A 26,592-nucleotide genomic window follows, 5' to 3' on the forward strand; every position below is an offset into this window, starting at 1 on the left:
GCAGCCCGGCCAGGCCCGCCGTGAGCGCCACGGCGGCGGCGCATATCAGCCAGGCGTACGGCGACGCCGCCACGCTGGTGCCCGCGCGGCCGAACGGTACCGAGCCCGAGGTGATGACCTTCGTCGAGCGGTTCGCCGCCGAGATGGTCGAGGCCGGGACGCAGCGCATGCCCGCCCGGGTCTTCGCCGCCTTGCCGGCCTCCGAGGACGGCGCCCTCAGCTCCGCGGAACCGGGCGAGCGGCTCCAGGTCAGCCCCGCCGCCGTGTCCGGTGCGGTGCGGTACCTCGCGCAGGTGGGCATGCTCGTCCGCGAGCGGGAGCCCGGCTCACGCCGCGAGCGGTACCGGGCAGGGCCGCGGACCGAACACCCGGCCGGCCCTGGCGACCCACCTCATGCCCGCCCCCGGGCCCGGCCTTACCGCGGCACCGTCAGCCGCCATGCCGACGGCTCCACCGTCCACGTACGCGACCGCACCGGACCGGTGATCGCCGAGTCGGCCCGGTAGCGGAAGTCGCGGCCGGAGACGGTGATGGTGCGCGCCCGGGCGCGCACCTGCGCGGAGCCCGGGGTGCGGCGGACGAAGATCTCGGCGAGCCCGGTGGGCGCGGGCCGCACCGACACCTCGTGCACCGGCTCGTCCAGGTCGGCGAGCAGCACTCCGTCGGCCTCGACCCGCAGCCGCTGGCGGCGCGGCGGCGGATTGCCGTTGACCGGGATCGGTGAGGTCAGCGTGCGCACCAGGGAGCGGGCGGTCTTCTCCACCGGCGTCCACCAGTGCGCGGCGGTGTGCGCGACCGGTGAGCCGCACGGCAGGCTGAGCGTGCCGAGCACGATGCCGCCGCTCTCGTCGACCAGCAGGTCCAGCTCGCGCTCCACGCCGTCGAGCACCGCGCGGGCCGCCGCGGGCACCTGCACCGGCACCCCCAGCGCGCGCACCAGCGTGGAGCGCGGCCCGATCGGCACCACCGACAGCGGGGAGTCGTGCAGGGTGCGCTCGCGCCGCAGCGCGTTGACCGTGCGCAGCAGGGCCGCGTCGTCGCCCAGCACCACCAGATGGCGCCGGCCGCGATGGGCGAGCGCCCGCTCGGCCTCCTCGGCGGACTCGGGGAACGCCATCTTCACGGAGGCCGCGCCCGCACACAGCACATCCTTGGCGATCCGGACGGATTCGCCGTCGGTGGCGCGTGCGGCGGGGTCGATGACCACGAGCAGGGGATGCCCGGCCGGGACGTGAGCCGACACCTTGGTCCTTCCTCAGGTAAAGTCTTGGTGCAAGAGCCCCTTGCGCCTTTGCGTCAGGGGCTTCGTCTATTCCGGGGCAGGTTCGACGGCTCTCTGCACGTTGGACATGCCCCGCCCGGAAGGGGTGTACGCCTGTGCCCGCACTTGTGCTGCTCGGTGCTCAGTGGGGTGACGAGGGCAAGGGGAAGGCCACCGACCTGCTCGGCGGCTCAGTGGACTACGTGGTGCGTTACCAGGGCGGTAACAACGCCGGTCACACGGTCGTCGTCGGCGACCAGAAGTACGCACTGCATCTGCTCCCCTCCGGAATCCTGTCACCGGGCTGTGTCCCGGTGATCGGCAACGGTGTCGTCGTCGACCCGAAGGTCCTGCTCTCCGAGCTGAGCGGACTCAACGAGCGCGGCGTCGACACGTCCAAACTGCTGATCAGCGGCAACGCCCATCTGATCACGCCGTACCACCAGACCATCGACAAGGTGACCGAGCGCTTCCTGGGCAACCGGAAGATCGGCACCACGGGCCGCGGCATCGGGCCGGCCTACGCGGACAAGATCAACCGGGTCGGCATCCGGGTGCAGGACCTCTTCGACGAATCGATCCTTCAGCAGAAGGTCGAGGCCGCGCTCCAGGACAAGAACCAGATCCTGGTCAAGATCTTCAACCGGCGGGCCATCACCACCGAACAGGTCGTCGAGGAGTACCTCGGCTACGCGGCGCAGATCAAGGACTTCGTCGCCGACACCACGCTGGTGCTGAACAACGCGCTGGACGCCGGCAAGGTCGTGCTCATGGAAGGCGGGCAGGGCACGCTCCTGGACGTCGATCACGGCACCTACCCCTTCGTCACCTCGTCGAACCCGACGTCCGGCGGTGCCTGCACCGGCAGCGGTGTCGGCCCCACCAAGATCACCCGGGTGATCGGTATCCTCAAGGCGTACACAACGCGTGTGGGCTCCGGACCGTTCCCCACCGAGCTGCTGGACGAGGACGGCGACAAGCTCCGCACCATCGGACGCGAGTTCGGCGTCACCACCGGACGCGACCGTCGCTGCGGCTGGTTCGACGCGGTGATCGCCCGTTACGCGACCCGAGTCAACGGCCTCACCGACTTCTTCCTCACCAAGCTGGACATCCTCACCGGCTGGGAGCGCATCCCGGTCTGCGTGGCCTACGAGGTCGACGGCCGCCGGGTGGACGAACTCCCCTACAGCCAGAGCGACTTCCACCACGCGAAGCCGATCTACGAGTACCTGCCCGGCTGGTCGGAGGACATCACCGGCGCCAAGTCCCTCGCCGATCTGCCGAAGAACGCGCGGGACTACGTGAAGGCGCTGGAGGAGATGTCGGGCGCGCCGATCTCGGCGATCGGGGTCGGCCCCGGCCGGGACGAGACGATCGAGATCAACTCCTTCCTCTGAGGTCCTCCGGGTTCGCGAACCCTGAGGCCGAGCCGCCGCGCGCCCCCCGCGTGCCACGCACAGGTAAGCCCCGCCCACCCTGGTGAGCGGGGCTTACCCGTAGGTCCCGACGCGCCTGTGGACCCGACGTGTCAGCCGTCGACCTTGGTGTACGTCAGCGGCGCCTTGCCGTCGTCCAGGTCGCTGCGCTGAAGGTGGGTCGAGTCGACCAGGCTCAGCTCGCTGGCGTCGCCCGGGGCACAGGAGGACGCGGGCGTGCCGCTGACCACCTTCGACGCGCTCAGCTCCACCGGCGGCCCCGGCGCGGTCACCTTCATGTCCCAGAAGCAGGAGTACGACGCGCTGTCACCCGACAGCTCCACGTCGCCGTTCTCGTGCACCGTCAGCGTCCGCGTGTTGTCGCCGTTGTCGGCGCTGGTGAACGAGGTCCGCCAGGTGCCCACCATCTCGCGCAGCCCGCCGGCGCCCATCGGTATCGGCTCCCGTGTCGACGGGCCCGTAGGCGCCGCGCCGGAGGGGGCCGTCGAGGGCGCCTTCGTCGAAGGGGTCGGCCCCGGACCGGCCTTGTCGTCGGTGCCGTCACGCGTCGCGACGTACGCGGTCGCCCCGCCCGCCACGAGCACGAGGGCCACCCCCGCCGCCACGAGCGGCCAGCGCTTGCGGCGAGGCGCCGGCGGCTCGGGTTCCGCCGGTCCAGGCGGCGCGGGCATCCCGCCCGGCGCCTTCGGGGCCCCCGGCGCCGCTACGGGACCCGGCACCGGCCCGGGCGCGCCGGTCATCTGCGGCAGCGGCGCGGTAGGCGGCACCGCTGCCTGCGCGACCGCCGGCTGCGCGACCGCGGGTTCTTGCGCGACTGCGGGCTGCGCGACCACCGGTTCCTGCGCGACCGCCGGCTGTGCGACTGCCGGCTGCGCGACCGCGGGTTCCTGTGCGACTGCCGGCTGCGCGACCGCCGGTTCCTGCGCGGGCACCGGCTGCGCGACCGCCGGTTCCCCCGCGGCACCTGCCGTGAACCCGGCCGGCGGCTCCGCCGCCCTCGCGCCGGGCCGCACCTTGGCACGGGTCAGCACCATGGTCTCGGCCGACTCCGCGGGAGCCTCCAGCGGCGCCTCCACCTCGGCCTCCAACTCCAGCAGCCGCACCGCGTGCCGCCCCAGCCGAGCGACGATCGCCCCGGGCAGCCAGGGCTCCCCGTCCGCGTCGGCGTCCTGCGCACCGTCCTCGCCGAGCAGCCGCCGTACGTCCGCGAGGGACGGCCGTGCGTCCGGTTCCTTGGCCAGGCAGGCGGCCACCAGGGCGCGCAGTCCCTCCGGTACGGCGTCCAGGTCCGGCGGTTCCTGCACGATGCGGAACATCTGCGCGTGCACCCCGCTGGAGGCCGCGCCGAACGGCTGGAGTCCGGTGGCGGCGTAGGCCAGCACCGAGCCGAGGCAGAAGATGTCGCAGGCGGGGGTGACGCGGTCGCCCCTCACCTGTTCGGGTGACATGAACCCGGGCGACCCGATCATCGCCCCGGTACTGGTCAGCGACGAGTCGGCGACCGTCTCCAGGGCGCGGGCGATACCGAAGTCGATCACCCGGGGGCCGTCGATCGTGATCATCACGTTGGACGGTTTGAGGTCGCGGTGCACCAGCCCGGCGCCATGGATGTCGGCCAGGGCGTGGGTCAGCCCCGCCGCCAGGACGCGGACCGAGTGCTCCGGCAGCGGCCCGTACTCCTTGGCGACGACCTGCTGGAGCGACGGCCCGGGCACGTAACCGGTGGCCACCCACGGGACGTCCGCCTCGGTCTCGGCGTCGAGCACCGGCGCCGTCCAGCGCCCGCCGACCTTCCGTGCCGCACGCACCTCGCGCCGGAATCTGGTGCGGAACTCCTCCTGCTCCGCCAGATGCGCCCGCACCACCTTCACCGCGACCGTACGGCCGCGCTGCGACCTGGCCAGGAAGACCTGCCCCATCCCGCCGGAGCCGAGCCTCCCCAGCAGTCGGTACGCACCGATCCAGCGCGGATCGTCGGTCCTCAGCTCGTCCATCGCCCGTCCTGCCCCCGCTCTCCGCCACCCCGGCCGCAGATCGCCGCCGGTCGCAACGGCCCAGCCTTCACGGCGAAGAATAAGCATACGAACGCCAGTCGCCTATGGTGTGCGAGGGTGCGGCGGGCACCGCAGTGACGGCTGGTTACGGCGAGGAGGCGGTATGCGGGACGGCGGGCCGCAGGTGCGGCGCAGCAGCCTGCGCCAGCAGATCGCCGACGCCCTGCGGGACGAGATCCTCACCGGCCGGCTCCAGGCCGGGCGGCACTTCACCGTCAAGGAGATCGCCGAGACCTACGGGGTCTCCGCCACCCCGGTGCGCGAAGCCCTCGTCGACCTCGCCGCGCAGGGCCTGCTGGAGGTCGAGCAGCACCGCGGCTTCCAGGTCCGGCAGTTCACCGCCGCCGACTTCCGCTCGCTCACCGAGGCCCGCACCCTCGTCGTGGACGCGGCCTTCCGCTGGATGACCGAGTACGGTGCCGCCGACCCGTCGCCCGACGCCATCGCGTCCGTACGGCGCCGCGCCGAGGCCGCCGTACGCGCCGCGCAGGCCGGCGTCCTGGACGTACTGATCGGCTGCGACCTGCGGTTCTGGCGCGAGCTCGCGGCCATGGGCGGCAACCCGCACCTGAGCGAGTTCCTGGACCGGGTGCGCGCCCAGGCGTGGATCTACGCGGTGCCGCACCTCCGCTCGCTGACCGACCTCGCGGGCGTGTGCTGGTCCGGCCACGTCGCCCTGGTCGACGCGGTCGCCGAGCGCGACACCGCCACCGCGCTCCAACTCACCCACGAGTACGGCGAGCACACTCTCGCGCTGGTCGAGAGGCTCGCCCTGGCACGCTCCTGACGCGACCTGTCCCGTCGCCTTAGGCTGTACGCCCCCGACCGGATGGAGTTGCTTCGTGGCCTGCGACCTGTGGCTCGTGCCTCTCGTGGATGTGCTGTGCCACAGCCCGGAAAACCCGTTCTCCGAGGAACTCGCCCGCTACGACAAGGCGTTGGCCGAGGCGGGCCAGCCGCCCGTGCCCGTCTACAACTACATGCCGGGGCTTTCCGGCGACGTGGCGCCGGTGGCCTGCTTCGACTACGACGCGCTGCACTTCCTGCGCCGCGCCTACCTGCTGGCCCTCCAGGGCCTCGAAGTCACCCCGGTCGACGCGCTCGGCGGCGACTACGAGGAACTGCTGGAGATGTTCGAGACCACCGCGCAGACCTCGCACCTGGTCTGGCACTACGACCACGCGGGCGCCTACGTCCCCCTCGACTTCCCCCAACCCGTCGTCAACGACGAGCTCCTCGAAGGCGGCGGTCCGCTCGGCTCCAGCCACGGCCTGCTGCGCGAGCTCGACTTCGTCGCGCCCGCCATCGGGATCGACCCGGCGAGGCCCCCGGCCGCCCCCGAGCCCCCGGCCCGCCACACCACCCTCGAAGAGCCCGCGCTCACCCCCACCGCCACGGGTCCCTTCGCCCGCGAACACCACGTCTGGCTCGGCCTCCACGCCGCCGCCACCCGCTCCCTCGGCCAGGGCTCGATGATCGTCTTCAGCTGAACGGCCCCCCCACGGACAGCCGTTCGGTGCCCAGACAGCCCGCACAGCTCACCTCGGCGCTTCCGGGGGGCGTTGGCGGGGCATGGTGGGGCGGGTGCTGGGGTGGGGGAGGCGCAGGCCCGAGGGCGGGGTGGGACGGGGAGCGGGGGGTGGGGCGGGGGACTGGCTGCGGAGGGCGGCCGCGGCGGAGTGGGCGCCGAAGTCCACCATCCAGCCGGAGGTCTCCACGCGGACGAGGTCGGCGATGTCCTCGCAGAAGCCGCGCAGGACCGTGAGGCAGCGCTCGGCGGCCTCGGCGGCGGTCCCCTCGGTGGGCCCGAGCACTTCGCGGACGCTCTCGGCGGCCCAGTCGAAGCGGAGCGCCTCGATGCGGCGCTGCACGGCCTGCGCGGTCGCGACGTCCCGCATCCAGCCGGTGGTGAGCCCGAGCAGGCGGTCGGCGGCGACGCACGCACCGGCGAGCAGCAGCGCGAGGTAGCCCCAGCGGGCCGGCGACCTGCCGCCGTCGGCGAGTTCGATCAGCGGGAGCGCGGCGGCGGCCGCGCCGCAGACGGTGGCGCATAGCCGGAGCACGCGGGCGGCCCGCCGCTTCGGCAGGCGGCCGCGCAGGTACCAGTCCGCGGTGCGCAGGGCGCCGTCCTCGGCCCAGCGGTACAGCTCCTGGAGGCGCTCGGCGGGCTCGGCCCAGTCGCCGAGCGGGAGGGGCAGCGCCCGAAGGTCGTCGGGGTGACGGTGCAGCGCCCGCCGCGAGGGCTCGTCCCGAGAAGCCCCCTCGGGAAACATGTCAGGCTGGCTCACTGCGAAGGCTCCCTCGACTGCTGCGCACCGGGCGTACCCGAAGTACCCGGCACCCGCCGGTTGAAGTTCCCTTCTTACCGCCGAACGGCTGAGCCAGATGCACCGATATCCGGAATTCGCCCCGTAAGGCCCGTGTGATCAGGTATAGGCCGCTTGTCGCCGTCGCTCGAAAGAGTGAGGGCGGCCGGGCCCGGCCGGGCCCACTACCCTGGTGCGCGTGAAGGTCCTTGTCATCGGCGGCGGTGCCCGCGAACACGCCCTGTGCCGTTCCCTGTCCCTCGACCCCGAGGTCACCTCGCTGCACTGCGCCCCCGGCAACGCCGGCATCGCGGAGGTCGCCGAGCTGCACCCGGTCGACATCATGGACGGTGCCGCCGTCGCCGGCCTCGCGGGGGAACTCGGCGCCGACTTCGTGATCGTCGGCCCCGAGGCGCCGCTGGTCGCCGGGGTCGCCGACGCCGTACGGGAGCGGGGCATCGACTGCTTCGGCCCGTCCCGGGAGGCCGCCGCGCTGGAGGGCTCGAAGGCGTTCGCCAAGGACGTGATGGCCGCGGCCGGGGTGCCGACCGCCCGGTCCTACGTCTGCACCACGCCCGAGGAGATCGACGCGGCGCTGGACGCCTTCGGCGCGCCCTACGTCGTCAAGGACGACGGGCTCGCGGCGGGCAAGGGCGTCGTGGTCACCGAGGACCTGGCCACCGCCCGGGCGCACGCGCTGGCCTGCGACCGGGTGGTGATCGAGGAGTTCCTCGACGGGCCCGAGGTGTCGCTGTTCGCGGTGACCGACGGCGAGACGGTGCTGCCGCTCCAGCCCGCGCAGGACTTCAAGCGCGCCCTGGACGCCGACGAGGGCCCCAACACCGGTGGCATGGGCGCGTACTCACCGCTGCCGTGGGCCGACCCGAAGCTGGTCGAGGAGGTGGAGCGGACCGTGCTCCAGCCGACCGTCGACGAGCTGCGGCGGCGCGGCACCCCCTTCGCCGGGCTGCTCTACGCGGGACTGGCGATCACCTCGCGCGGCGTGCGGGTGATCGAGTTCAACGCGCGCTTCGGCGACCCCGAGACCCAGGTGGTGCTGGCCCGGCTGCGCACCCCGCTGGCGGGGCTGCTGCGGGCGGCCGCCACCGGCCAGCTCGCCGCCTGGCCGGAGCTGCGCTGGAGCGACGGCGCGGCGGTCACCGTGGTCATCGCGTCGTACAACTACCCGGACACCCCGCGCACCGGCGACCCGATCACCGGGCTCGCCGATGTCGCCGAGCAGGACGAGCACGCCTACGTCCTGCACGCCGGTACCCGTACGGCGGACGACGGACGGGTCGTTTCGGCGGGCGGCCGGGTGCTGTCGGTCACGGCCACCGGAGCGAGCCTGGCCAAGGCCCGCGACCGTGCCTACCGCGCGGTCGGGCGGATCGGCCTCGACGGCGGCCACCACCGCGGTGACATCGCCGCGAAGGCGGCCGAGGCCGCCCAGGACTGAGCCGCCGCCCGCCCAGGACCGAGCTGCCGACCGCGCCGGGCGGCAGCACCGCGCGGTCACCCCGGCGGTACCCGTGCGGCACCCCTGCGGCACATCTGCGCGAGAGTGCGACGTCTGCCCGAAAGCCACTCCAAGGAGTGATGCCTGGGCCATACGGCTGACTCCTCCCCGGCACCCAACTATGGTGCCCGAAAGGCGCACCCCGGGGGCATTGCGGCAAACAGCCGTACGGCATTGCGATGTCGGTGGGCGGTGCGACAGTGGGGAGAGGCCGTCACCGAGGCGGCCACCGCCAGCGCAGGGGGTGCCAGCCGATGGCCGGAGAAGCAGGTGAGGCCGCTGCGCGGGCACGTGCGGGCGCGGTGCTGAGGCTGCGCGGATCGGCGCTCGCCGTCGCCCTGCTGCCCGCGGCGGCCGCGGTGGTGCTGCACGCGGGCCGGGCCACCGGCCGGATCGACGGCCCGGCGTGGGACGGCGTGCGCTGGGGGCTGACCGGTGTCGCCCTGCTCGTGCTCGCGGTGGCCGCGGCCGTCGCCGCCGTGATCGTCCGCGCCGAGCCCGCGGTCAGCCCCACCGTCCCGGTCGCCGAGTCCGCCGCGCCCGACCTGTACCTGATGGTCCGGGACCTCGCCGACCGGCTCCAGGTGCCGCCGCCCTCGTCGATAGAGCTGACTCCCGACTGCGACAGCTGGTTGGAGGACCGCAGGCACAAGGCCGGCGGGACCGACGCCGAGCGGCGCCCGGGACCGGTCCTCGTGGTCGGCTCGCCCTTCATGTGGTGGATGCGGATCGCGGAGCTGCGCGCCCTGCTCGCGCCCGTCGTCGCCGGCACCGCCCCCTCGGCCGACCCGGAGATATCCGCGGCCCGCCGCTTCGTCCGCGGCCTGGACGCGGCGGCCGCCGTCGCCGCCCAGGGCAGCGCCCGCCCCGGCGGGCGGGGGGTGCTGGGCCGCCCGGTGTACGCCTTCCTCGGCTGGGTCGCTCGGCTGCTGCTGCGCGCCTGCCGGGTCCACGCGGCGGAGATGGAGCGCGGGGTCGCCGCCTCGGCCTCCGAGCGTGCCCAGGCGGTCGACTACGGACTGCGGATCGTCGCCCAGGAGCAGGTCGGGCTCGCCTACGCGGGCTGGGACCGGCTGCTCACCCGGGTCGCGCTGCCCGCCTGGCGGATCGGCCGCTGGCCGTCCCGGCTGCACGCGGGCGTGGTCGCCGCGCTCACCGAGCTGTCCCGGCGCGACCGGCTCGCCGACGGCTTCGAGACCCGGCTGGGCGAGCGCCCGGCCTGCGACCTGCTGGAGGAGCCCGGCACCGTCGACGAGGCGGTCTCCCTGCTGGCCGCGCGGATCTTCCACGGCGGCCCGGACCGGGCCAGGCCCGGCTGGGAACCGGTGGGCTGGGCCCGCTACCCCGCCGAGGTCGTGGACCGGCTCTGGCGCGAGGAGGCCGGCCGCCTGATACGGGTGATCGAGGAGATGCGGCCGTCCGCCGTCGAACCCGCGGCCGCGGTCTCCTCCCCGGCCGCCGCCGGTCGCGCGCTGCTGGTCGGCGGGGAGGGCGAGGCGCCCTTCGGCGCGGTGACGCTGGAGCGGGTCATCGACCGGCTCGCCGTCGCCGGCGGGCAGCAGGGCGAGGAGGTCGCCGCCCGGCTGGAGGCGGCGCCGCCGCTCGGGCCGTACGCGGATGCGGCCGCCGCGTATCCGCTCGTGCCCCAGCGGACCGGGCGCGAGCTGCTGGTCGACCACGTGGTGGCGCTGGTCTGCTGCGCCGCCGTCGACACCGCGGGCGCCGGCGCCGGGCTCGACTGGCTCGACGGTCCCGCGCTGCGCATGCCCGGGGTCCGCCGCAGCGAGCTGACCGCGGCCGTGCTGCACCTGGTGGAGAGCGGTGACCCGGCCCCGCTGCGCGCCTGGGTCGGCGGCACCCCCATCCGCCCGGACAAGCCGCTGCGGCTGCCGTAGCGGGACCGCCCGGGGTTGCCTGGTCCGGTCGGCTCCCGGACCGGCCCTCGGTGGCGCGCCGGGGGAGTACCGCAAACCCCCACCCCGCCGTACGGAACAACTTGAGAAGAGGGAAACTGTACGAAACGTGACTGTCAGGGTGCATTGTGTGATGTGCTGGGCGTGAGCAGACCGCACCGTTGCACCCGGCGGCGCGGGAAGTGGTTGGCGCGGGAAGTGGTTGGCGCGGGGAGGCGATCGGCGTGGGGGAAGTACGGCGATGGGAGTCGGGGGCGCTGGCGCATGGGGTCTCGGACCCGTTCGGACAGGGCCCGCTGCCCTGGCTGAGGGGCGAGCCGCAGTATCCGGGCGACGACGGCCAGGTGGTGCCGTGGTACGTGGACCTCGCCGCGAGCAACGGCAAGGCACCGCGCAAGCCGCACCTGCCGGGCCCGCGCACCGCGGACGACGTGCGCCGCCAGATCAAGGGCTTCGCCGCGGAGGCCGCCGCGGCACCCGGGCAGGCGATCGACTTCAGGATCACCGTGGACCCGCCCCAGGAGTTCACCGTCGACGTCTACCGGATCGGCCACTACGGCGGCGACGGCGCCGCCCAGGTCACCGCGAGCCCCCGGCTGTCCGGCATCGCGCAGCCCGCCCCGCTCGCGGCGGGCCGTACCGTCTCGTGCCACCACTGGTGGCAGTCCTGGCGGCTGCACATCCCGCCGTACTGGAAGACCGGCGCGTACGTCGCGGTGCTGACCACCGCGGACGGCTACCGCAGCCATGTGCCGTTCACCGTGCGGGATCTGGAGGCCCCGGCCGACCTGCTGCTCCTGCTGCCGGACATCACCTGGCAGGCGTACAACCTGTACCCGGAGGACGGCAGGACCGGCGCCAGCCTCTACCACGCCTGGGACCCCGAGGGCCGGCTGCTCGGCGAGGAGGAGGCGGCCACCACCGTCTCCTTCGACCGCCCCTACGCGGGCGCCGGCCTGCCCCTGCACATCGGGCACGCCTACGACTTCGTCCGGTACGCCGAGCGGTACGGCTACGACCTCGCGTACGCCGACGCCCGCGACCTGCACGCGGGCCGGATCGACCCGACCCGCTACCGGGCGCTGATCTTCCCCGGCCACGACGAGTACTGGTCCCGCCCGATGCGCCGGGCCGCCGAGGAGGCCCGCGCGGCCGGCACTTCGCTGGTCTTCCTCTCCGCGAACACCATGTACTGGCAGGTGGACCTGGCGCCGGCCGCCGACGGCGGCCCCGACCGGCTGCTGACCTGCCGCAAGCGCCGGGCCGAGAGCGGCCAGGGCGAGGCGGCGAAGGGCCGCACCGCGCTGTGGCGCGACCAGGGCGAGCCGGAGCAGCAGTTGATCGGCGTGCAGTACGCCGGGCGGGTGCCACAGCCCGCGCCGCTGGTGGTGCGCAACGCCGACCACTGGCTGTGGGAGGCCACCGGCGCGACCGAGGGCACCGAGATCCCCGGACTGGTCGCGGGCGAGGCCGACCGCTACTTCCCGCGCACCCCGCTGCCGGACTCCACCGAGCGCATCCTGCTCGCCCACTCCCCGTACGAGGCGACCGACGGCCGGATGTGCCACCAGGAGACGTCGCTGTACCGCGCGCCCAGCGGGGCGTACGTCTTCGCCTCCGGCACCTTCGCCTGGTCGCCGGCGCTCGACCGGCCCGGCCACGTGGACCCGCGCGTGCAGCGGGCGACGGCGAACCTGCTGGACCGGATCTGCAAGCGGGACTGAGCAAGCGGAACCGAGCAAGCGGGACCGAGCGAACCGGAGCGCGCGGGGCCGGGGGCGGGCCCTTGCACGCCGCCACCTCCCGGGTAGGCGAGAATCGGAGTCGAGCCACCGACTGGGGAGGACCCACCCATGCCCGGATTCGTCGACAAGCCCGAGCCCGTCCAGGTGCCCGGCCTGACTCACCTGCACACCGGGAAGGTGCGGGACCTGTACCGGAACGACGCCGGCGAGCTGGTGATGGTGGCCAGTGACCGCATCTCCGCGTACGACTGGGTGCTGCCCACCCTCATCCCGGACAAGGGCAGGGTGCTGACCCGGCTGTCGCTGTGGTGGTTCGACCAGCTCGCGGACCTGGTGCCGAACCATGTGGTCTCCACCGAGGTGCCGGCCGGCGCGCCCGCCGACTGGGAGGGGCGCACCATGGTCTGCCGTGCGCTGCGGATGGTCCCGGTCGAGGCGGTGGCCCGCGGCTACCTGGCCGGCTCCGGCCTGGTCGAGTACGACCGCAGCCGTACCGTGTGCGGCGTCGCGCTGCCCGAGGGCCTGGTCGACGGCTCGGAGCTGCCCGCGCCGATCTTCACCCCGGCGACCAAGGCCGCGGTCGGCGAGCACGACGAGAACGTGTCGTACGAGGAGGTGGCCCGCCAGGTCGGCGCGGAGACCGCCGCGCTGCTGCGGCAGAACACGCTCGCGGTCTACACCCGGGCCCGTGACGTCGCCGCCGAGCGCGGGCTGATCCTGGCCGACACGAAGTTCGAGTTCGGCTACGACGACGCGGCCGCGGACCGGGAGGGCGGCGCGCCCCTGGTGCTCGCCGACGAGGTGCTCACCCCGGACTCCTCCCGCTTCTGGCCCGCCGACGGGTGGGAGCCCGGGCACGCACAGCCCTCGTACGACAAGCAGTTCATCCGCGACTGGCTCACCTCGTCCGCCTCCGGCTGGGACCGGCACAGCGAGCAGCCCCCGCCCGAGTTGCCTGCGGCCGTCGTCGACCACTCCCGCGCCCGCTACATCGAGGTGTACGAACGGCTGACCGGACTGCCCTGGGCGTAGCCGCGGCGACCTGCGGCGCCCGCGCGGCCAGGGTTCCGCTTCGCCTCCGACCGCGCCGCCGGCACCAGTTGCCGGCACCGGCACCTGCACCGGCGGCGCGGCGGCCCCCCCTGTCGTTCGGCTTCTCGTGGGTCCCTGTTTCACCCCGCGGCGGGCAAAGCCGTGGAGAATCAGGCGGCGTAAGGACTCCTGCCACCCAACGTGGAGTGTCACTGTGCGCGCAAAGGTTCTTCTCGCCGGCCCGACCGTCCTGCTGACCGCCATGGCCTGCCTCGCCGGCGGGGGCACCGCCCAGGCCCATGGCGGACCGGCGGACCGGCCCGGAAAGCCGGCGGCGGGCAACTGCTCCCCGGACGTCCGGATCAGCGGCTTCTCCGACGCCCTGGACAAGACGACCTTCGACGGCACCTTCGTCGGCAACCTCTCCGCGCTCGCTCCGGACGCGCACGGCACCCTGGACGCGCTCTCCGACCGGTCGTCGCTGTTCACGCTGAGCGGCCGCACGTTGGGCGACCTCGCCCCGGAGAAGGTCGTCCCGCTCGCCGACGAGAAGGGCCAGCCGCTCGACTCCGAGGCCCTGGCCGTCGACCGGGACGGCACCCGGCTGATCACCTCCGAGGTCGAGCCGACGATCCGGCGCTACAGCCGGGACGGATCGCAGATCCTCGGCAGCCTGCCGGTGCCCGACGCGCTGAAGGTCGCCCCCGCCGGGCGGGCCACCTCCAACCTCACCTTCGAGGGGCTGGCGTTCCAGCCCGGCGGCCGCACGCTGGTCGCGTCCATGGAGGGCGCGCTGTCCGGCGACAACCACGATCTCGTACGGTTCCAGACCTGGCAGCGCGGCGGAAACGGCCGGGACTTCACGCTCGGGCGGCAGTACGCCTACCACGTGGACACCGACGCCAACGGCACGCTCCTGGGGGTGTCCGACATCGCGGCCACCGGTGACGGCCGGCTGCTGGTGCTGGAGCGCGGGTTCACCGCGGGAGTCGGCAACACCATACGGCTCTACCTGGCCGACCCGGGCCGCGCCGGCGATGTCAGCCGCGTCACCGACCTGACCGGGCAGCGGAACGTCAAGGTCATGCCGAAGACCCTGCTCGCCGACATCGGCGACTGCCCCTCCCTCGGCGCCACCGCCAAGCAGCCCCAGCCGAACCCGCTGCTGGACAACATCGAGGGCATGGCCGTCACCGGGCACGCGCCCGGCGGCGCGCTGCGCCTGCTGCTCGTCAGCGACGACAACCAGGGCGCCACGCAGACCACCCGGTTCTACGCGCTGACCGCACGGCTGCCCCGGCGCTGAGGGACCCGGCGCGCGCTGCGGACCCGACGCGCACCGCGGACACGGCGAAGGCCCCGGTCGAAGTGACCGGGGCCTTCCTCCTGCTGGAGCGGACGACGAGATTCGAACTCGCGACCCTCACCTTGGCAAGGTGATGCTCTACCAACTGAGCCACGTCCGCAGGGCGTGCCGATACTGTACCCGATACCCGGCGGTGCCGAGGAAAACGGGGTGGGCCGGCGGCCGGAGGGCAACGAAAAGCCCCAGACCGTCGGTCTGAGGCTTCTCTTCTGAGCGGACGACGAGATTCGAACTCGCGACCCTCACCTTGGCAAGGTGATGCTCTACCAACTGAGCCACGTCCGCATGCGCTGCGACCACTGTACCCGATCGGCCGCCAAGGGCCGAACGAGTTGGTGATCAGAGCGGGTGACAGGAATCGCACACTGCGCCTCCCCCCTGGAAGGGGGGCGCTCTACTACTGAGCTACACCCGCGTGACCTCCGCTGACCTGGGCTTTTCGGCCCCGTCCTGCGGTGTGCCCTCAGACTAGCGGACGACCGGGGGTGGCTGTCCAATCGACACCGGCCGGGCGGGGAGCGGGTGTTGGGAGAGCGGCGGCCGGAGCCGCCACCCCGCCCCGGTCCGCCGACGCACCACGCCCGGACCGCGGCCCACCGGACCGCCGCCGCGAACGCCGGCCGGCCGCCGACTCCCTGCTCAGTCCGCCTTGTTGAACGCCTCGTAGACCTTCTTCGGGATGCGGCCGCGGGCCGGCACCTCGAAGCCGTTGGACTGCGCCCAGGCGCGGACGGTCGCCGGGGTGGGCGCGATCGGGGTCCGCTTGTAGGCGTGCCCGGAAAGGGTGCGGCGGCGGCCGGCCTCCACGTAGGGAGCGAGTTCCTTGCGCAGCCTGTCCGCGTTCCTCGACGAGAGGTCGATCTCGTACCACTGGCCGTCGACGCCGAATGCGATCGTCTCCTCGGCGTCGCCGCCGTCGAGATCGTCGGCGAGGGTGACCAGTACGCGCTGCGCCATAGGGATCGGTCCTTTCTTGTGCCGGCTGCCTGCGTCGCGACGGGGCCGGGCCCACGCGGGGTCCGCGACCGGGGCGCCCGAGGGTGAATGAGGCGGTGGAGATACCCGTTGCTGCTGTTAATTCCCGCCGCATCCGCGCCGCAAGCCTCTTCGCTTCGGGGACCTTATGTTTTCCGCCGCGGCTTTACCCAGATATTCTGCCAGCTGATATCCAAACGTGATCGGCGATCTGCGGCGGATGTGGTGGTGCGGTATATCTACTCGCGTAGATTTCCTCACCCGGTAGGCTGAGAGAACCTCACGCACCACACCATCGGGAGTGCCAGTGGCACGCGTCGTAGTCGACGTCATGCTCAAGCCGGAGATCCTCGACCCCCAGGGCCAGGCCGTACAGCGTGCGCTGCCCCGGCTCGGCTTCGACGGGATCTCCGACGTCCGCCAGGGAAAGCGCTTTGAGCTGGAGGTCGACGGCCCCGTCGACGACGCAGCGCTCGCCCGTATTCGGGAGTTGGCGGAAACCTTTCTCGCCAACACCGTGATCGAGGACTTCAATGTAAAGGTGGAGTCGTGACTGCGCGCATCGGCGTCGTCACATTCCCGGGGACTCTTGACGACCGCGACACGCAGCGTGCCGTCCGGGTGGCCGGCGGGGAAGCGGTCCCGCTGTGGCACCGCGACAAGGACCTGAAGCAGGTCGACGCGGTGGTTCTGCCCGGCGGGTTCAGTTACGGCGACTATCTGCGGGCCGGGGCGATCTCCCGTTTCTCGCCGGTGATGGAGTCGATCATCGAGCAGGCGCGGGCCGGAATGCCGGTGCTGGGGATCTGCAACGGTTTCCAGGTGCTCACCGAGGCGCATCTGCTGCCCGGGGCGATGCTGCGCAACACCGAGCTGCACTTCGTCTGCCGCGACCAGAAGCTGCGGGTCGAGACCGGCGGCACCGCCTGGACCGCGGACTACGCGGCGGGCCAGGAGATCTCCATCCCGCTGAAGAACATCGACGGCCGCTACACCGCCGACGCGCGCGTGCTGGACGAGCTGGAGGCGGAGGGCCGGGTGGTCTTCCGCTACGCCACCGACGGCCCGGCCGCGGACGGCTACGGCAATCCGAACGGCTCGCTGCGCGACATCGCCGGGATCACCAACGCGGCGGGCAACGTGGTGGGCCTCATGCCGCACCCGGAGCACGCGGTCGAGTCGCTGATCGGCACCGGCCGTACCGACGGGCTCGGCTTCTTCACGTCGGTACTCAAGAAGTTGGTAAGCGCGTGACCCTCGATACGGTGAAGCACGCCGAGCAGACCCCTGACGTGGAGCTGCCGTGGAAGGCGCTCGGCCTCAAGGAGGACGAGTACCAGCGGGTCCGGGAGATCCTGGGCCGCCGCCCGACCGGGGCCGAGCTGGCGATGTACTCGGTGATGTGGTCGGAGCACTGCTCGTACAAGTCGAGCAAGGTGCACCTGAAGCAGTTCGGTGTGAAGGCCCCGAAGACCGACGCGCTGCTCGTCGGCATCGGGGAGAACGCCGGCGTGGTCGACGTCGGCGAGGGCTACGCGGTCACCTTCAAGGTCGAGTCGCACAACCACCCCTCGTACGTGGAGCCCTACCAGGGCGCGGCCACCGGGGTCGGCGGCATCGTGCGCGACATCATCGCGATGGGCGCGCGGCCGGTCGCCGTGGTCGACCCGCTGCGGATGGGCGCGGCCGACCACCCCGACACCAAGCGGGTGCTGCCCGGCGTGGTCGCCGGCATCGGCGGCTACGGCAACTGCCTCGGCCTGCCGAACATCGGCGGCGAGCTGGTCTTCGACGCCTGCTACCAGGGCAACCCGCTGGTCAACGCGGGCGCGATCGGCGTGATGCGGCACGAGGACATCCACCTCGCCAAGGCGTCCGGCGCCGGCAACAAGGTCATCCTCTACGGGGCCAGGACCGGCGGCGACGGCATCGGCGGCGCCTCGATCCTCGCCTCGGAGACGTTCGACGCCACCAAGCCGAGCAAGCGGCCCGCGGTGCAGGTCGGCGACCCGTTCCAGGAGAAGCTGCTGATCGAGTGCACGCTGGAGGCGTTCGCCGAGAAGCTGGTGGTCGGCATCCAGGACCTGGGGGCGGCGGGCCTGTCCTGCGCCACCAGCGAGCTGGCCTCCAACGGCTCCGGCGGCATGCGCGTCGAGCTGGACGACGTACCGCTGCGCGACTCCACGCTCTCGCCCGAGGAGATCCTCATGAGCGAGTCGCAGGAGCGGATGTGCGCGGTGGTGGAGCCCGCGAAGGTGGAGCGGTTCCTGGCCATCTGCGAGAAGTGGGACGTCATCGCCACCGTCGTCGGCGAGGTCACCGACGGGGACCGGCTGGAGATCTTCTGGCACGGCGAGAAGATCGTCGACGTGGACCCGCGCACCGTCGCGCACGAGGGCCCGACGTACGAGCGCCCCTACGCGCGGCCGGCCTGGCAGGACGCCCTGCAGGCCGACGACGCGGGCGCGCTGGCCCGCCCGGCCGGCGGCGACGAGCTGCGCGCGCAGGCGCTGCGGGTGCTCTCCTCGCCGAACGTGGCGTCGAAGGCATGGGTCACCGACCAGTACGACCGGTTCGTGCAGGGCAACACCGTGCTGGCCCAGCCCGAGGACGCGGGCATGATCCGGGTCAACGAGGAGACCGGGCTCGGTGTCGCCATCGCCACCGACGGCAACGGCCGCTACACGAAGCTCGACCCGTACACCGGCGCGCAGCTCGCGCTCGCGGAGGCGTACCGGAACGTGGCGGCGACCGGCGCGAAGCCGCTGGCGATCTCGGACTGCCTGAACTTCGGGTCGCCCGAGGACCCGGACGTGATGTGGCAGTTCGTGGAGGCGATCCGCGGGCTGGCCGACGGCTGCCTCCAGCTCGGCACGCCGGTGACCGGCGGCAACGTCTCGCTCTACAACCAGACCGGTGAGGCGGCCATCCACCCCACCCCGGTCGTCGCCGTGCTCGGCGTGATCGACGACGTGGCGCGCCGCACCCCGATGGCCTTCACCGACGAGGGCCACCTGCTCTACCTGCTCGGGGAGACCCGGGAGGAGTTCGGCGGGTCGGTCTGGTCGCAGGTCGTGCACGACCACCTCGGCGGGCTGCCGCCGGCGGTGGACCTGGAGCGGGAGCGGCTGCTCGGCGAGATCCTGATCTCCGCGTCGCGCGACGGCATGGTCGACGCCGCGCACGACCTGTCCGACGGCGGGCTGCTCGCCGCGGTCACCGAGTCCTGCCTGCGCGGCGGGCACGGTGCCCGGCTGGTGGTTCCGGACGGCCTGTCAGCGTTCACCTTCCTGCTCTCGGAGTCGGCCGGGCGCGCGCTCGTCGCCGTTCCCCGCTCGGAGGAGCTGCGCTTCACCGACATGTGCGGTGCGCGGGGTCTGCCCGCGACCCGGGTCGGTGTGGTCGACGGTGAATCCCTGGAGGTCCAGGGCGAGTTCACGATCCCGCTGGCGGAACTGTCGCAGGCTCACCACTCGGCGATCCCGGGGCTGCTGTCCTGATCGACCGTCACTTGCGGTGCAGGGGCGCCCACGCCGGGACTTCGGCGGGGGCGCCCTTGTCGTGTCGGCTGCTGCCGGCCGGCGGCAGTCGTGGCGGAGGCGGTGGCGGTCGTGGCGGTGGCGGAGGTGGTGGCGGTGGGTTCCGCGCGAACCGGAATCAACCGGCGCTCGCCTGAGGGCAGTTCGTCGCGGAGCGTGCGCGCGTACCGACCTTCCGCTGTCACAGAACCGGTACAAGAACGGCGTTGCGGCTTCAACTCCGCCCGGCTTACGGTGAGTAAGGCTCTTGTGGCGTGCGGGTGCACCGTGATGAGGGGGGACACATGAAGTTCGACATGGGTGCCACGACCCTGGCAGACCTGACCAAGAAGACCACCGGTTCCAGTGAGGACCTCGGCGTACTGATCAAGCAGCTGGTGGCTGCCGCCGATCCGCTGGAGGGCAAGTTCAACGGCGCGGGCAAGGCGGCCTTCGACTCGTTCAAGTCCCGCGCCGACAGCATCACCAGTGACCTGAACGGTTCGCTGCGCGCCATTCTCGGCGGACAGACCGGCATGGACCGTTCGTTCGGAACCGGCGACGAGGAGCAGGCGTCCAACGCGCATCAGAACATGGGCTCCGCGAACTTCGACGCCGCCCGTTTCGGGGCGCGCTGACCGGACCCGCGCGCGAACGCGGGCACGTCGAGGAGGGGGAACACGACGATGGGAAGTTCCAGCGACCGCAGGTCGTACGACACGGACGCGTCCAGCGAGGTGCAGGGCGGCCTTCAGGGGATCATCAGCCGCCTGGAGCAGGTGCTGACCGAGCGCGACCAGGCGGTCAAGGCGGCGATGGCGGACTTCACGGCTGATGGAGTGTCAGCCGAGTACCACGGCAAGGAAGTTCGCTGGAACCGGGCGGCGGGCGAGGTGCGGGACATCATCCGGCTCGTGCGGACCACCCTTGAACAGAACGACGGTACGGCGCAGTCGACGGCCGCGCGGGCGAAGGCAGCGGTGGACGGGATCGGTTGACGGGACTGGTTGCCGGGGTCGGTTGACGGCGGCGGTAGGCGGGATCGGTTGACGGGTTCGGTTGGCGGGTTCGGTTGCCGGCGGCGGTAGGCGGCGCGGGCTGGCCAGGGCAGTTGATCGGGTCGGCGGACGGGGCCTGCTGACGGGGCCGGAGGCAGGAGCGCCGGCTCGGGGCGGCAGTCGGGGCCGGTCCGCGAGCCGGGCGTGCCGTGCGGCGGCGTCCGGAGGCACAGGGGGGAACTGATGGCGAAGTGGGACATCACGCCTTCGGGCGTCCAGAGCGTGCTGAACAAGGTGATCAAGGCCGCGGACGGGCTGAACGACGCCTCGACCGGCCTGGAGAGCGGTATCACCGGCGCCGCCGCGGCTGCCGGGACCATCAAGGCGGGTGACTACGAGAACGGGTACGCCGTTCTCAAGCCGGGCCAGTACGGGCCGCCGATGCCGGGCGCGGAGGGCCTGGTGGCCGCGGCGCTCGGCCAGTTCATCCAGGCCCACGAGAAGCAGCTCGCCTACATCGCCCAGCGCACCACCAACTCCCTCACCGGCGCGCGCGACGCGACCAACGAGTACGTCAAGGGCGACCTGGCGATGGCCGCGAAGGCGCAGCAGGAGGCGCTCAAGGAGCCGGTGATCCACATGCCGGGCGACGGCGGGGGCAAGGGGGACGCGAAGTGACGGCGGCACCCATCAACCCGGCGGAGATACCGCAGTTCACCGGCAGCCTCGTCCAACTCGAAGTGGAGATCGAGGACCTCAAGACCAACGCCGGGTTATGGCGGTCCTCGGGCTCCGACGTGGACACCCAGTTCCAGGGGCTGTCCGCGTTCTACAAGGCGCCCGAGGCGGACCAGTTGTTCGCCACCACCGCGCCGGTGGCCGCGAAGTCCGATGACTTCGCCACCCAGTTGGAGTCGGTGACCTCGGCGCTGGACGCGTACTCCACGGAAATCGGCCCGCTCACGGTCAAGTTGGCCCAACTCAAGCACCAGGCAACGGAGTTCGCGGCGAGCGTCGCCGGCGACCACCACTGGACCAACGACAGCAAGAAGGTCTCCCACAACAACGACCTGCGGCACGACGTGGACGTGACCGTGGCCGCGTTCTGGGCGGCCGAAGTGGCCTGCGCCAACAAGATCACCGCGCTGTTCGGCGGCACCCACTACATCCAGGACGACGGCAGCCACGCGCAGAACATGTACGGCATCGGGGCCAACGACCTGGACCACGCCTCGGAACTGCCGTGGGGCGACCACGTGGACCGCACGTACCGCTGGTACAACCCCAAGAAGTACGGCCACTGGGTGAAGTCGTTCGTCTGGGACGGCTTCATGGTCGACGGTGTGTGGGGCACGATCAAGGGCCTCGGCACGCTGGTGGGCACCGGCGGCTGGCACTCGATGGCCGAGGCGTGGACGAACCTGGCGAAGCTGGCCACCGGGCTGACCATCATGTCCTTCTCGCCCGCGCTCGCCCCGATCTTCCTCGCCACCCCCGGCAAGTACATGCCCAAGTGGGTGCGCGAGTCGCGCGACGCGGTGAAGAACACCGGCAAGGCGCTGGTCGCGTGGGACGAGTGGAAGAAGAACCCGGCCCGCGCGGCCGGTGCGGTCACCTTCAACGTGCTCACCGTCATCGCCTCCGACGGCGCGGGCAGCGCGGCGAAGACCGGCGCCGCGGCCAAGACGCTGTCGGTGGCGGCGAAGGCCGGGCGGATCGTCGACCCGATGACGTACATCGGCAAGGCGGGCACCTACGCGGTCGTCAAGGTCAGCGACCTGTTCAAGGGTGTCGGCGACCTGGACAAGATCACGCTGCCGCCGGACGTGGTCGAACTGCCGGACGGGACCGTGGCGATCCCGGTCAGCCCGGAAGGGCTCGCCGACGGGGTGCACGTGCCGGACGGGGTGCACGTTCCCGAGGGGGCGCACGCGCCGGTTGCGGGTACGCCCGAGCACGCGATAGCCGATCCGACGAACCCGGCCGTGCACCTCCACCCGGACGGTGAACTCACCCGGCCCGACGGGAGTCAGGTTCCTCCGCCGCACGAGCCCAGTGCCGCCGAACGGGCGGCGGGGCACTCCGTGGAGCCGCCGGACGAGCCCCTCGCGTCCGGGGTGCCGCACGGCGCGAGTGGCCCGGACCGGCCGCCCGTCCTCGTGGGCGCCGGCGCCCACCCCGCGGCCGAGGCCGCCGCGCACGCCCCCGAGCCGCCCCCGGTCCGCCTCACCAGCGACGCCCCCGCCCCCCATCTCCCCGACGGCACCCCGCCCCCGCCGGAGCCCCACCTCCCGGGCGACGGCCCCCTCCCCCACGACCCATCGACCCAGGCAGCCCACGACCCGTCAGGCGGGACCACGCCCACCGCGCACGCACCGGGCGCCGGGCACCCGGGCCTCGATGGCCCCGAAACCGGCGGGCCGGGACGGGACATGCCGGCCACCGCCGCCGAGCGAACTCCGGCCGGGCTGGCGGGACATGAGCCGGGCGTCGGGGTGCCGCACGGCCCGGCGCACGAGCTGCCCCACGAGCCGCCGGGTGGACCGCACGACCCGTCCGACCTGGCGACACCCGGCCACGACGACCTCCCACGCGACCCCGGCGCCGAGCCAGAGCCGGTCAGGGACCACGACGGTGAACCCTCGCACCAGCCGAGCGAATCCACCGACCCGAAGATCGTCGCGGAACAGGTGCGGCGCGCCAACACGGACCCGGAATACTTCAGGAAGTACTACAGGACAGACGGAATTCGCAAGAGCGTATACAGTGTGGATGAATCGGGATTTGTCCCGCCTCACCTTGTCAAGGGGCATGTGAACGGCGACTGGATGGCGGAGAAAACCGCTCCTCGACCCATGAAGCCGGACTACCTCGATGACGGCCCCACGCGCTACCGGTTGCCCGACGAGAACGGCCACGTTCCACAGGGTGCGAATTACCGGCCGAGTTCCGTTCACGAGAGGGCTCATCATGTCCTCGATCACGTCGTGCGGCGACGCGACGTTGCGATCAAGGCGGATACACCCGCGCACGGTCCGCTGGAGAAACTCAAGCAGATCATCAAGGGCCCGCACGTGGCCGCCGACGTCCAGAGGTTCGAGGACGCCAGTGCGGTGCACGCCCCGTTGCACACGGAAATGACCAAGGCCAGCGAGGCATACGGCGAGACGGTGGCGGCCGAGCATGCGGTACCGGAGCTCTACCCCGGCAGCGAGCGGTTGGAGCTGGGCGGACCGAAGAACGGGAACGACCAGTTCGACCAGGTCTGGCGCCGCCCCGACGGCGGGTACGTGGTCGTCGAGGCGAAAAGTAGCCTGACGACCGACTTGGGTAGTCGTAGGCTGCCCAATGGTGTACGGGTCTCGCAGGGCACGAGAGAGTACTTCGATGACATTGTCAATGAAATGCTCAATCGTAAGAAGGGCGGAGCTGCCGACCGTATGCTGGCGCGGGAGTTGCGGAAGGCGTTGAAGGAGGGGAAATTGGACTACATCGTCGTCAAGGGGTATCCGGTGGAGATAAATGTCGATGGTGTGGTCCAAGCCGCACATGGGGGGTATGATGTCCGGAAGTTCGATATTCGCCCCAAGGGGATAAAGAAGTGATCGAGGTAGCGCGGCATTTTTCGCCAGATCCCGACGGTGCTGACTATGCGGAATTCATGACCGAGGTTGCGAAGGAGGATCTGGGCTACCTGGGAGAGTCGCCGGAGTATTTCAACGACGCTCTGAACAGTGCCGATCTTCGTGTGCAGGCCCAGTGCATCATCGATCCGGTGGGAGGGTCTTTCGAGACGTGGGACGCGGTGGTGGCCGCAATGCAGGTGCACTCGGCCGTCTTTGCGTCCGCGACCGCCTCCGGGGAGAGCGTCGAGTGTCGGATCGGCGAGAAAATGCATCGCATCCCGGCCGTCGGACCGTTCAGCGTCTCCAACGCCGCCCGGTGGGTGAGCGCGTTCTGGTACGCGGTCATCTGCCGTGAGCAGGAGCGGATGACCCGCCTGTGCGAGGTCCCCATCGAACTGCTGCGGGAGTCGGAACGGCTGGGCGGCTTCGAGATCGACGAGTACGCCTACCACTGGGTGGACGCGCTCCAGCGCTACTGGCTGCGTCGGCCCGGCTTCGTGGAAGCCCTGACCGAGACCGTCGAGTTGTCGCATCCGGATGTCGCGACCATCGCGGACCCTGAGGCGCTCAACAAGCTTCTCTACCAGCCGATCAACCTGTTCTACCGGTTCGTCAAGCACGACGTGGACGGCTTCAACGACGCGCTGGTGGACGCGTTGGAGGCGCACAAGTCCTACTGGACCGCTGATGAGGACCGCGCCGACAAGGCATCTGGAACCGTGCCGATCGGTGTCCTCGCCGTCGCGTGCCTCGCCTACGACGGCGAGATCCCGATCCGCGTGAGGTCCGACTACCTCCCCATCAAGCTCCTCGACCGCGCCTGGGTGGGGGAGTTCCCGACCGTGTAGGCGAGACGGACGCGGGCGGGACCGATCCCGCGGATGCCCTCGACGGGTGGGTCGGCCATCGATCAGACTTGCTGTAATCGGGTGACTTCGAGGCGTTGGACGGAAGAGGATGGCCGCGCAGGACTATGACAGTCAGTTGCTCGAATCGGTCTCCGTGCGGCGGAGGCGGATGCGGGACGCGCTGCTGTTCGGGGTGCTGCGGGCGCGGCGGACGGCGGACGAGCGGGTGGGGAAGGCGGTCGCGGGGCTCGTGATCGCCGCCGTGCTGTGTGCGGGCTGCGTCGGCTGGTCGTTCGTCTCGCACCGTCTGATCGGCCACCTCGGGACCACCACGCCGGCGCCGACCTCGACGACGCCGGCGGTGCCGAGCGCGTCCGACACCCCGTCCGGCACCCCGTCCGCCACGGTGCCGTCGCCGTGACGGATGTCCGTCCGAGCCACAACTGCCCCCCGAGCCAGGAGAGTTGCGAGCAGACCGATGCCGACGGGACACGCAATGACCGCTGACGGTGCCGACGGCGCCGGGATATCCGTGCGGAAGGCCGCCGGCCCGGGTCCGCGGGGCGGCAGGCTGAGCCGGGTCAGCCTGGTGGGAGCCCGGCGCCGGATGGACCTGGTGCTGCCGTCCGACGAACCGGTGGGCCGGCTGCTGCCGGACATCATCGAGATGCTGGACGACCGGGTCGCCACGCAACCGATGCTCCGTCAACTCGTGACCTCCGACGGCTCGGTGGTGCCACACGACGGCACCCTGCGCGACGCCGGGGTGCTGGACGGCACGGTGCTGCGGCTGGTCCGGGTGCAGGACGTGCCCTCGGCGCCGGTGGTGCACGACGTGACGGACGAGGTCGCCGAGGACCTCGACGTACGCGCCTGGCGGTGGAGCCCGCAGGCGCGCCGGATCACGGCCGGGGCCGCCCTCGTCGGCTGGCTGCTGGTCGGCGGTCTGCTGGCCCGGGTGTCCTACGCGCCGTCCGCCGTGGCCGCCACCCTGCTGGCCCTCGGCGCCGTACTGGCCGTGGCGGGCGCGGTGGCCGGGCGCGCGGGGCGGCGCGGGGCGGCCACGGCGTTGATCACCGCGGCCGGACCGCTGGCGGCGCTCGGCGCGTGGACGCTGGGCGACGCGGAGGGCTGGAGCGCGGCCGGCAGCTTCGCCGGGGTCGCGGTCATGGTCTTCGCCGCGCTGCTGCTGCTCGGCGCGTTCACCCCGCTCGGCCGCGCGGGAGTGCTCGGCGCGGTGATGGTCGGGGTGGTCGCCGCCGTGGCGGAGGCCGCCGCTGCCGCACAGCACGGCGCGGGCACCGCACCGCGGCAGGCGCACACCGGCGCCGTGCTCGCGGTGGTCTGCGTGGTGCTGCTCGGTGTGCTGCCGCGGCTGGCGCTGTCCTCGGCCGGTCTGACCGCGCTGGACGACGAGCGGGCCGACGGTGCCTCGGTCAGCCGGCACCGGGTGGCGTCGGCGCTCGACGCCGCCCATCGCGGGCTGGTGCTGGCCACGGCGGTGGTCGGTGGCGGCGCGGCGGTCGCGGCCGTACTCGCGCTGCGGACGCCCACGGTCTGGACGGTGCCGCTGGCGGTGATCACCGCGCTGGTGCTGGCGCTGCGCTCGCGGGCCTATCCCCTGGTGACCGAGGTGGTCCTGCTGCTGCTGGCCGCCGCGGCCGTCGCCGTGCGCGGCGCGGTGCTGTGGTCGGACCGGTCCGGCGCCGCGGGCGCGCTCGCGGGGTGCGCGGTACTCGGGGCCTTCCCGCTGGTGCTGCTGGCGGTGGAGCCGCCCGAGCACGTCCGGGTCCGCTTCAGGCGGCTGGCGGACACCGCGGAGGCGGCCGGTGTCATCGCGCTGTTCCCCCTGCTGGTCGGGGTGTTCGGGGTGTACGGGCACCTGCTGGACACGTTCGCGTAGGTCTTCGCGCGGTTCACGGAGGAGGTAGTTCGGTGGCGTCGCAGGACGACTGGCAGGCAGGCGTGCTCAACGACCTGGTCGCACAGGGG

23 protein-coding genes and 3 tRNA genes are annotated in these 26,592 nt (G+C 72.3%); 19 read left to right on the forward strand and 7 right to left on the reverse strand.

The annotated features are described in order from the left end of the window. Positions 1-113 precede the first annotated feature (113 nt). The gene (locus tag AB0399_RS14600) at positions 114-506 is read left to right on the forward strand and encodes a MarR family transcriptional regulator (RefSeq protein WP_366411536.1); all 393 of its coding nucleotides are present in this window, start codon (positions 114-116) and stop codon (positions 504-506) included. Here AB0399_RS14600 and AB0399_RS14605 read toward each other — a convergent pair. Then, positions 416-1,243, reverse strand: a complete 828-nt coding sequence (locus AB0399_RS14605) for a diacylglycerol kinase family protein (protein WP_329367670.1) — start codon at positions 1,241-1,243, stop codon at positions 416-418. The two genes, AB0399_RS14600 and AB0399_RS14605, sit on opposite strands and share 91 nt — an antisense overlap. 134 nt (positions 1,244-1,377) lie before the next feature. Between AB0399_RS14605 and AB0399_RS14610 the strand changes: the two genes are divergently transcribed. After that, positions 1,378-2,661, forward strand: coding sequence for an adenylosuccinate synthase (locus AB0399_RS14610; RefSeq protein ID WP_328465788.1), 1,284 nt, complete (start codon positions 1,378-1,380; stop codon positions 2,659-2,661). 131 nt (positions 2,662-2,792) lie between these two features. Here AB0399_RS14610 and AB0399_RS14615 read toward each other — a convergent pair whose 3' ends face one another. Next, positions 2,793-4,694, reverse strand: a complete 1,902-nt coding sequence (locus tag AB0399_RS14615; RefSeq protein WP_366411497.1) for a protein kinase — start codon at positions 4,692-4,694, stop codon at positions 2,793-2,795. A gap of 163 nt (positions 4,695-4,857) precedes the next feature. Between AB0399_RS14615 and AB0399_RS14620 the strand changes: the two genes are divergently transcribed. Both AB0399_RS14620 and AB0399_RS14625 read left to right on the forward strand, forming a co-directional pair. Beyond that, the gene (locus AB0399_RS14620) at positions 4,858-5,541 is read left to right on the forward strand and encodes a GntR family transcriptional regulator (protein WP_329367675.1); all 684 of its coding nucleotides are present in this window, start codon (positions 4,858-4,860) and stop codon (positions 5,539-5,541) included. A gap of 55 nt (positions 5,542-5,596) precedes the next feature. Beyond that, positions 5,597-6,244, forward strand: coding sequence for a hypothetical protein (locus AB0399_RS14625; RefSeq protein ID WP_329367677.1), 648 nt, complete (start codon positions 5,597-5,599; stop codon positions 6,242-6,244). A 48-nt stretch (positions 6,245-6,292) separates the two neighbouring features. Here AB0399_RS14625 and AB0399_RS14630 read toward each other — a convergent pair whose 3' ends face one another. Continuing rightward, the gene (locus AB0399_RS14630; protein WP_366411498.1) at positions 6,293-7,042 is read right to left on the reverse strand and encodes an SLATT domain-containing protein; all 750 of its coding nucleotides are present in this window, start codon (positions 7,040-7,042) and stop codon (positions 6,293-6,295) included. Positions 7,043-7,259: 217 nt separating this feature from the next. Here AB0399_RS14630 and purD point away from each other — a divergent pair, with 217 nt between their 5' ends. From purD to AB0399_RS14655, 5 genes are all read left to right on the forward strand, one after another. After that, positions 7,260-8,519: a phosphoribosylamine--glycine ligase gene (gene purD / locus AB0399_RS14635; RefSeq protein ID WP_329367681.1), complete on the forward strand. Its 1,260-nt coding sequence runs from the start codon at positions 7,260-7,262 to the stop codon at positions 8,517-8,519. A 314-nt stretch (positions 8,520-8,833) separates the two neighbouring features. Beyond that, positions 8,834-10,474 (forward strand): hypothetical protein, encoded by a 1,641-nt coding sequence (locus tag AB0399_RS14640; RefSeq protein ID WP_366411499.1) that lies wholly within the window; start codon positions 8,834-8,836, stop codon positions 10,472-10,474. A 236-nt stretch (positions 10,475-10,710) separates the two neighbouring features. Continuing rightward, a complete protein-coding gene (locus AB0399_RS14645; protein ID WP_366411537.1) occupies positions 10,711-12,216 on the forward strand; it encodes a N,N-dimethylformamidase beta subunit family domain-containing protein in 1,506 nt (501 codons plus the stop codon). A gap of 129 nt (positions 12,217-12,345) precedes the next feature. Continuing rightward, entirely contained in the window at positions 12,346-13,269 is a 924-nt protein-coding gene (locus tag AB0399_RS14650; RefSeq protein WP_366411500.1) for a phosphoribosylaminoimidazolesuccinocarboxamide synthase, read from the forward strand. Positions 13,270-13,483: 214 nt separating this feature from the next. Next, entirely contained in the window at positions 13,484-14,575 is a 1,092-nt protein-coding gene (locus AB0399_RS14655; RefSeq protein ID WP_366411501.1) for an esterase-like activity of phytase family protein, read from the forward strand. A gap of 84 nt (positions 14,576-14,659) precedes the next feature. Here AB0399_RS14655 and AB0399_RS14660 read toward each other — a convergent pair. From AB0399_RS14660 to AB0399_RS14675, 4 genes are all read right to left on the reverse strand, one after another. Continuing rightward, positions 14,660-14,735: transfer RNA gene (locus AB0399_RS14660), tRNA-Gly, on the reverse strand. Positions 14,736-14,847: 112 nt separating this feature from the next. Then, positions 14,848-14,920, reverse strand: a tRNA-Gly gene (locus AB0399_RS14665). Positions 14,921-14,978: 58 nt separating this feature from the next. Further along, a tRNA-Gly gene (locus AB0399_RS14670) sits at positions 14,979-15,050 on the reverse strand. Positions 15,051-15,274: 224 nt separating this feature from the next. Further along, positions 15,275-15,592 carry an Lsr2 family protein gene (locus tag AB0399_RS14675; protein ID WP_328465770.1) on the reverse strand — a complete coding sequence of 106 codons (318 nt, stop codon included), beginning with the start codon at positions 15,590-15,592 and terminating at the stop codon, positions 15,275-15,277. A 319-nt stretch (positions 15,593-15,911) separates the two neighbouring features. On the opposite strand from AB0399_RS14675, the gene purS reads away from it, so the two are divergent. The 10 genes from purS (at position 15,912) to eccD (ending at position 26,503) form a co-directional block, all read left to right on the forward strand. Next, entirely contained in the window at positions 15,912-16,163 is a 252-nt protein-coding gene (gene purS, locus AB0399_RS14680; protein WP_328465768.1) for a phosphoribosylformylglycinamidine synthase subunit PurS, read from the forward strand. Then, positions 16,160-16,864 carry a phosphoribosylformylglycinamidine synthase subunit PurQ gene (gene purQ, locus AB0399_RS14685; RefSeq protein WP_328465766.1) on the forward strand — a complete coding sequence of 235 codons (705 nt, stop codon included), beginning with the start codon at positions 16,160-16,162 and terminating at the stop codon, positions 16,862-16,864. Before purS ends, purQ begins: the two co-directional genes overlap by 4 nt. Then, positions 16,861-19,110 carry a phosphoribosylformylglycinamidine synthase subunit PurL gene (gene purL / locus AB0399_RS14690; RefSeq protein ID WP_329367689.1) on the forward strand — a complete coding sequence of 750 codons (2,250 nt, stop codon included), beginning with the start codon at positions 16,861-16,863 and terminating at the stop codon, positions 19,108-19,110. The genes purQ and purL overlap by 4 nt, the downstream gene beginning before the upstream one ends. Before the next feature lie 323 nt (positions 19,111-19,433). Next, positions 19,434-19,766, forward strand: a complete 333-nt coding sequence (locus tag AB0399_RS14695; protein ID WP_328465762.1) for a hypothetical protein — start codon at positions 19,434-19,436, stop codon at positions 19,764-19,766. Positions 19,767-19,814: 48 nt separating this feature from the next. Next, on the forward strand, positions 19,815-20,126 hold the full coding sequence (locus AB0399_RS14700; RefSeq protein ID WP_328465760.1) for a pore-forming ESAT-6 family protein: 312 nt from the start codon (positions 19,815-19,817) through the stop codon (positions 20,124-20,126). A gap of 243 nt (positions 20,127-20,369) precedes the next feature. Next, entirely contained in the window at positions 20,370-20,804 is a 435-nt protein-coding gene (locus AB0399_RS14705) for a DUF6507 family protein (protein ID WP_329367692.1), read from the forward strand. Beyond that, complete coding sequence (locus AB0399_RS14710; protein WP_366411502.1) at positions 20,801-23,731, forward strand: hypothetical protein; 2,931 nt, start codon at positions 20,801-20,803, stop codon at positions 23,729-23,731. The genes AB0399_RS14705 and AB0399_RS14710 overlap by 4 nt, the downstream gene beginning before the upstream one ends. After that, on the forward strand, positions 23,728-24,600 hold the full coding sequence (locus tag AB0399_RS14715) for an immunity 49 family protein (protein ID WP_366411503.1): 873 nt from the start codon (positions 23,728-23,730) through the stop codon (positions 24,598-24,600). Before AB0399_RS14710 ends, AB0399_RS14715 begins: the two co-directional genes overlap by 4 nt. A gap of 109 nt (positions 24,601-24,709) precedes the next feature. Further along, the gene (locus AB0399_RS14720; protein ID WP_366411504.1) at positions 24,710-25,021 is read left to right on the forward strand and encodes a hypothetical protein; all 312 of its coding nucleotides are present in this window, start codon (positions 24,710-24,712) and stop codon (positions 25,019-25,021) included. A gap of 75 nt (positions 25,022-25,096) precedes the next feature. Continuing rightward, complete coding sequence (gene eccD / locus AB0399_RS14725) at positions 25,097-26,503, forward strand: type VII secretion integral membrane protein EccD (protein WP_366411505.1); 1,407 nt, start codon at positions 25,097-25,099, stop codon at positions 26,501-26,503. Positions 26,504-26,592 lie beyond the last annotated feature (89 nt).

It is taken from the genome of Streptomyces sp. NPDC088194, from assembly GCF_040702025.1.
In the GTDB taxonomy this organism is placed as follows: domain Bacteria; phylum Actinomycetota; class Actinomycetes; order Streptomycetales; family Streptomycetaceae; genus Actinacidiphila.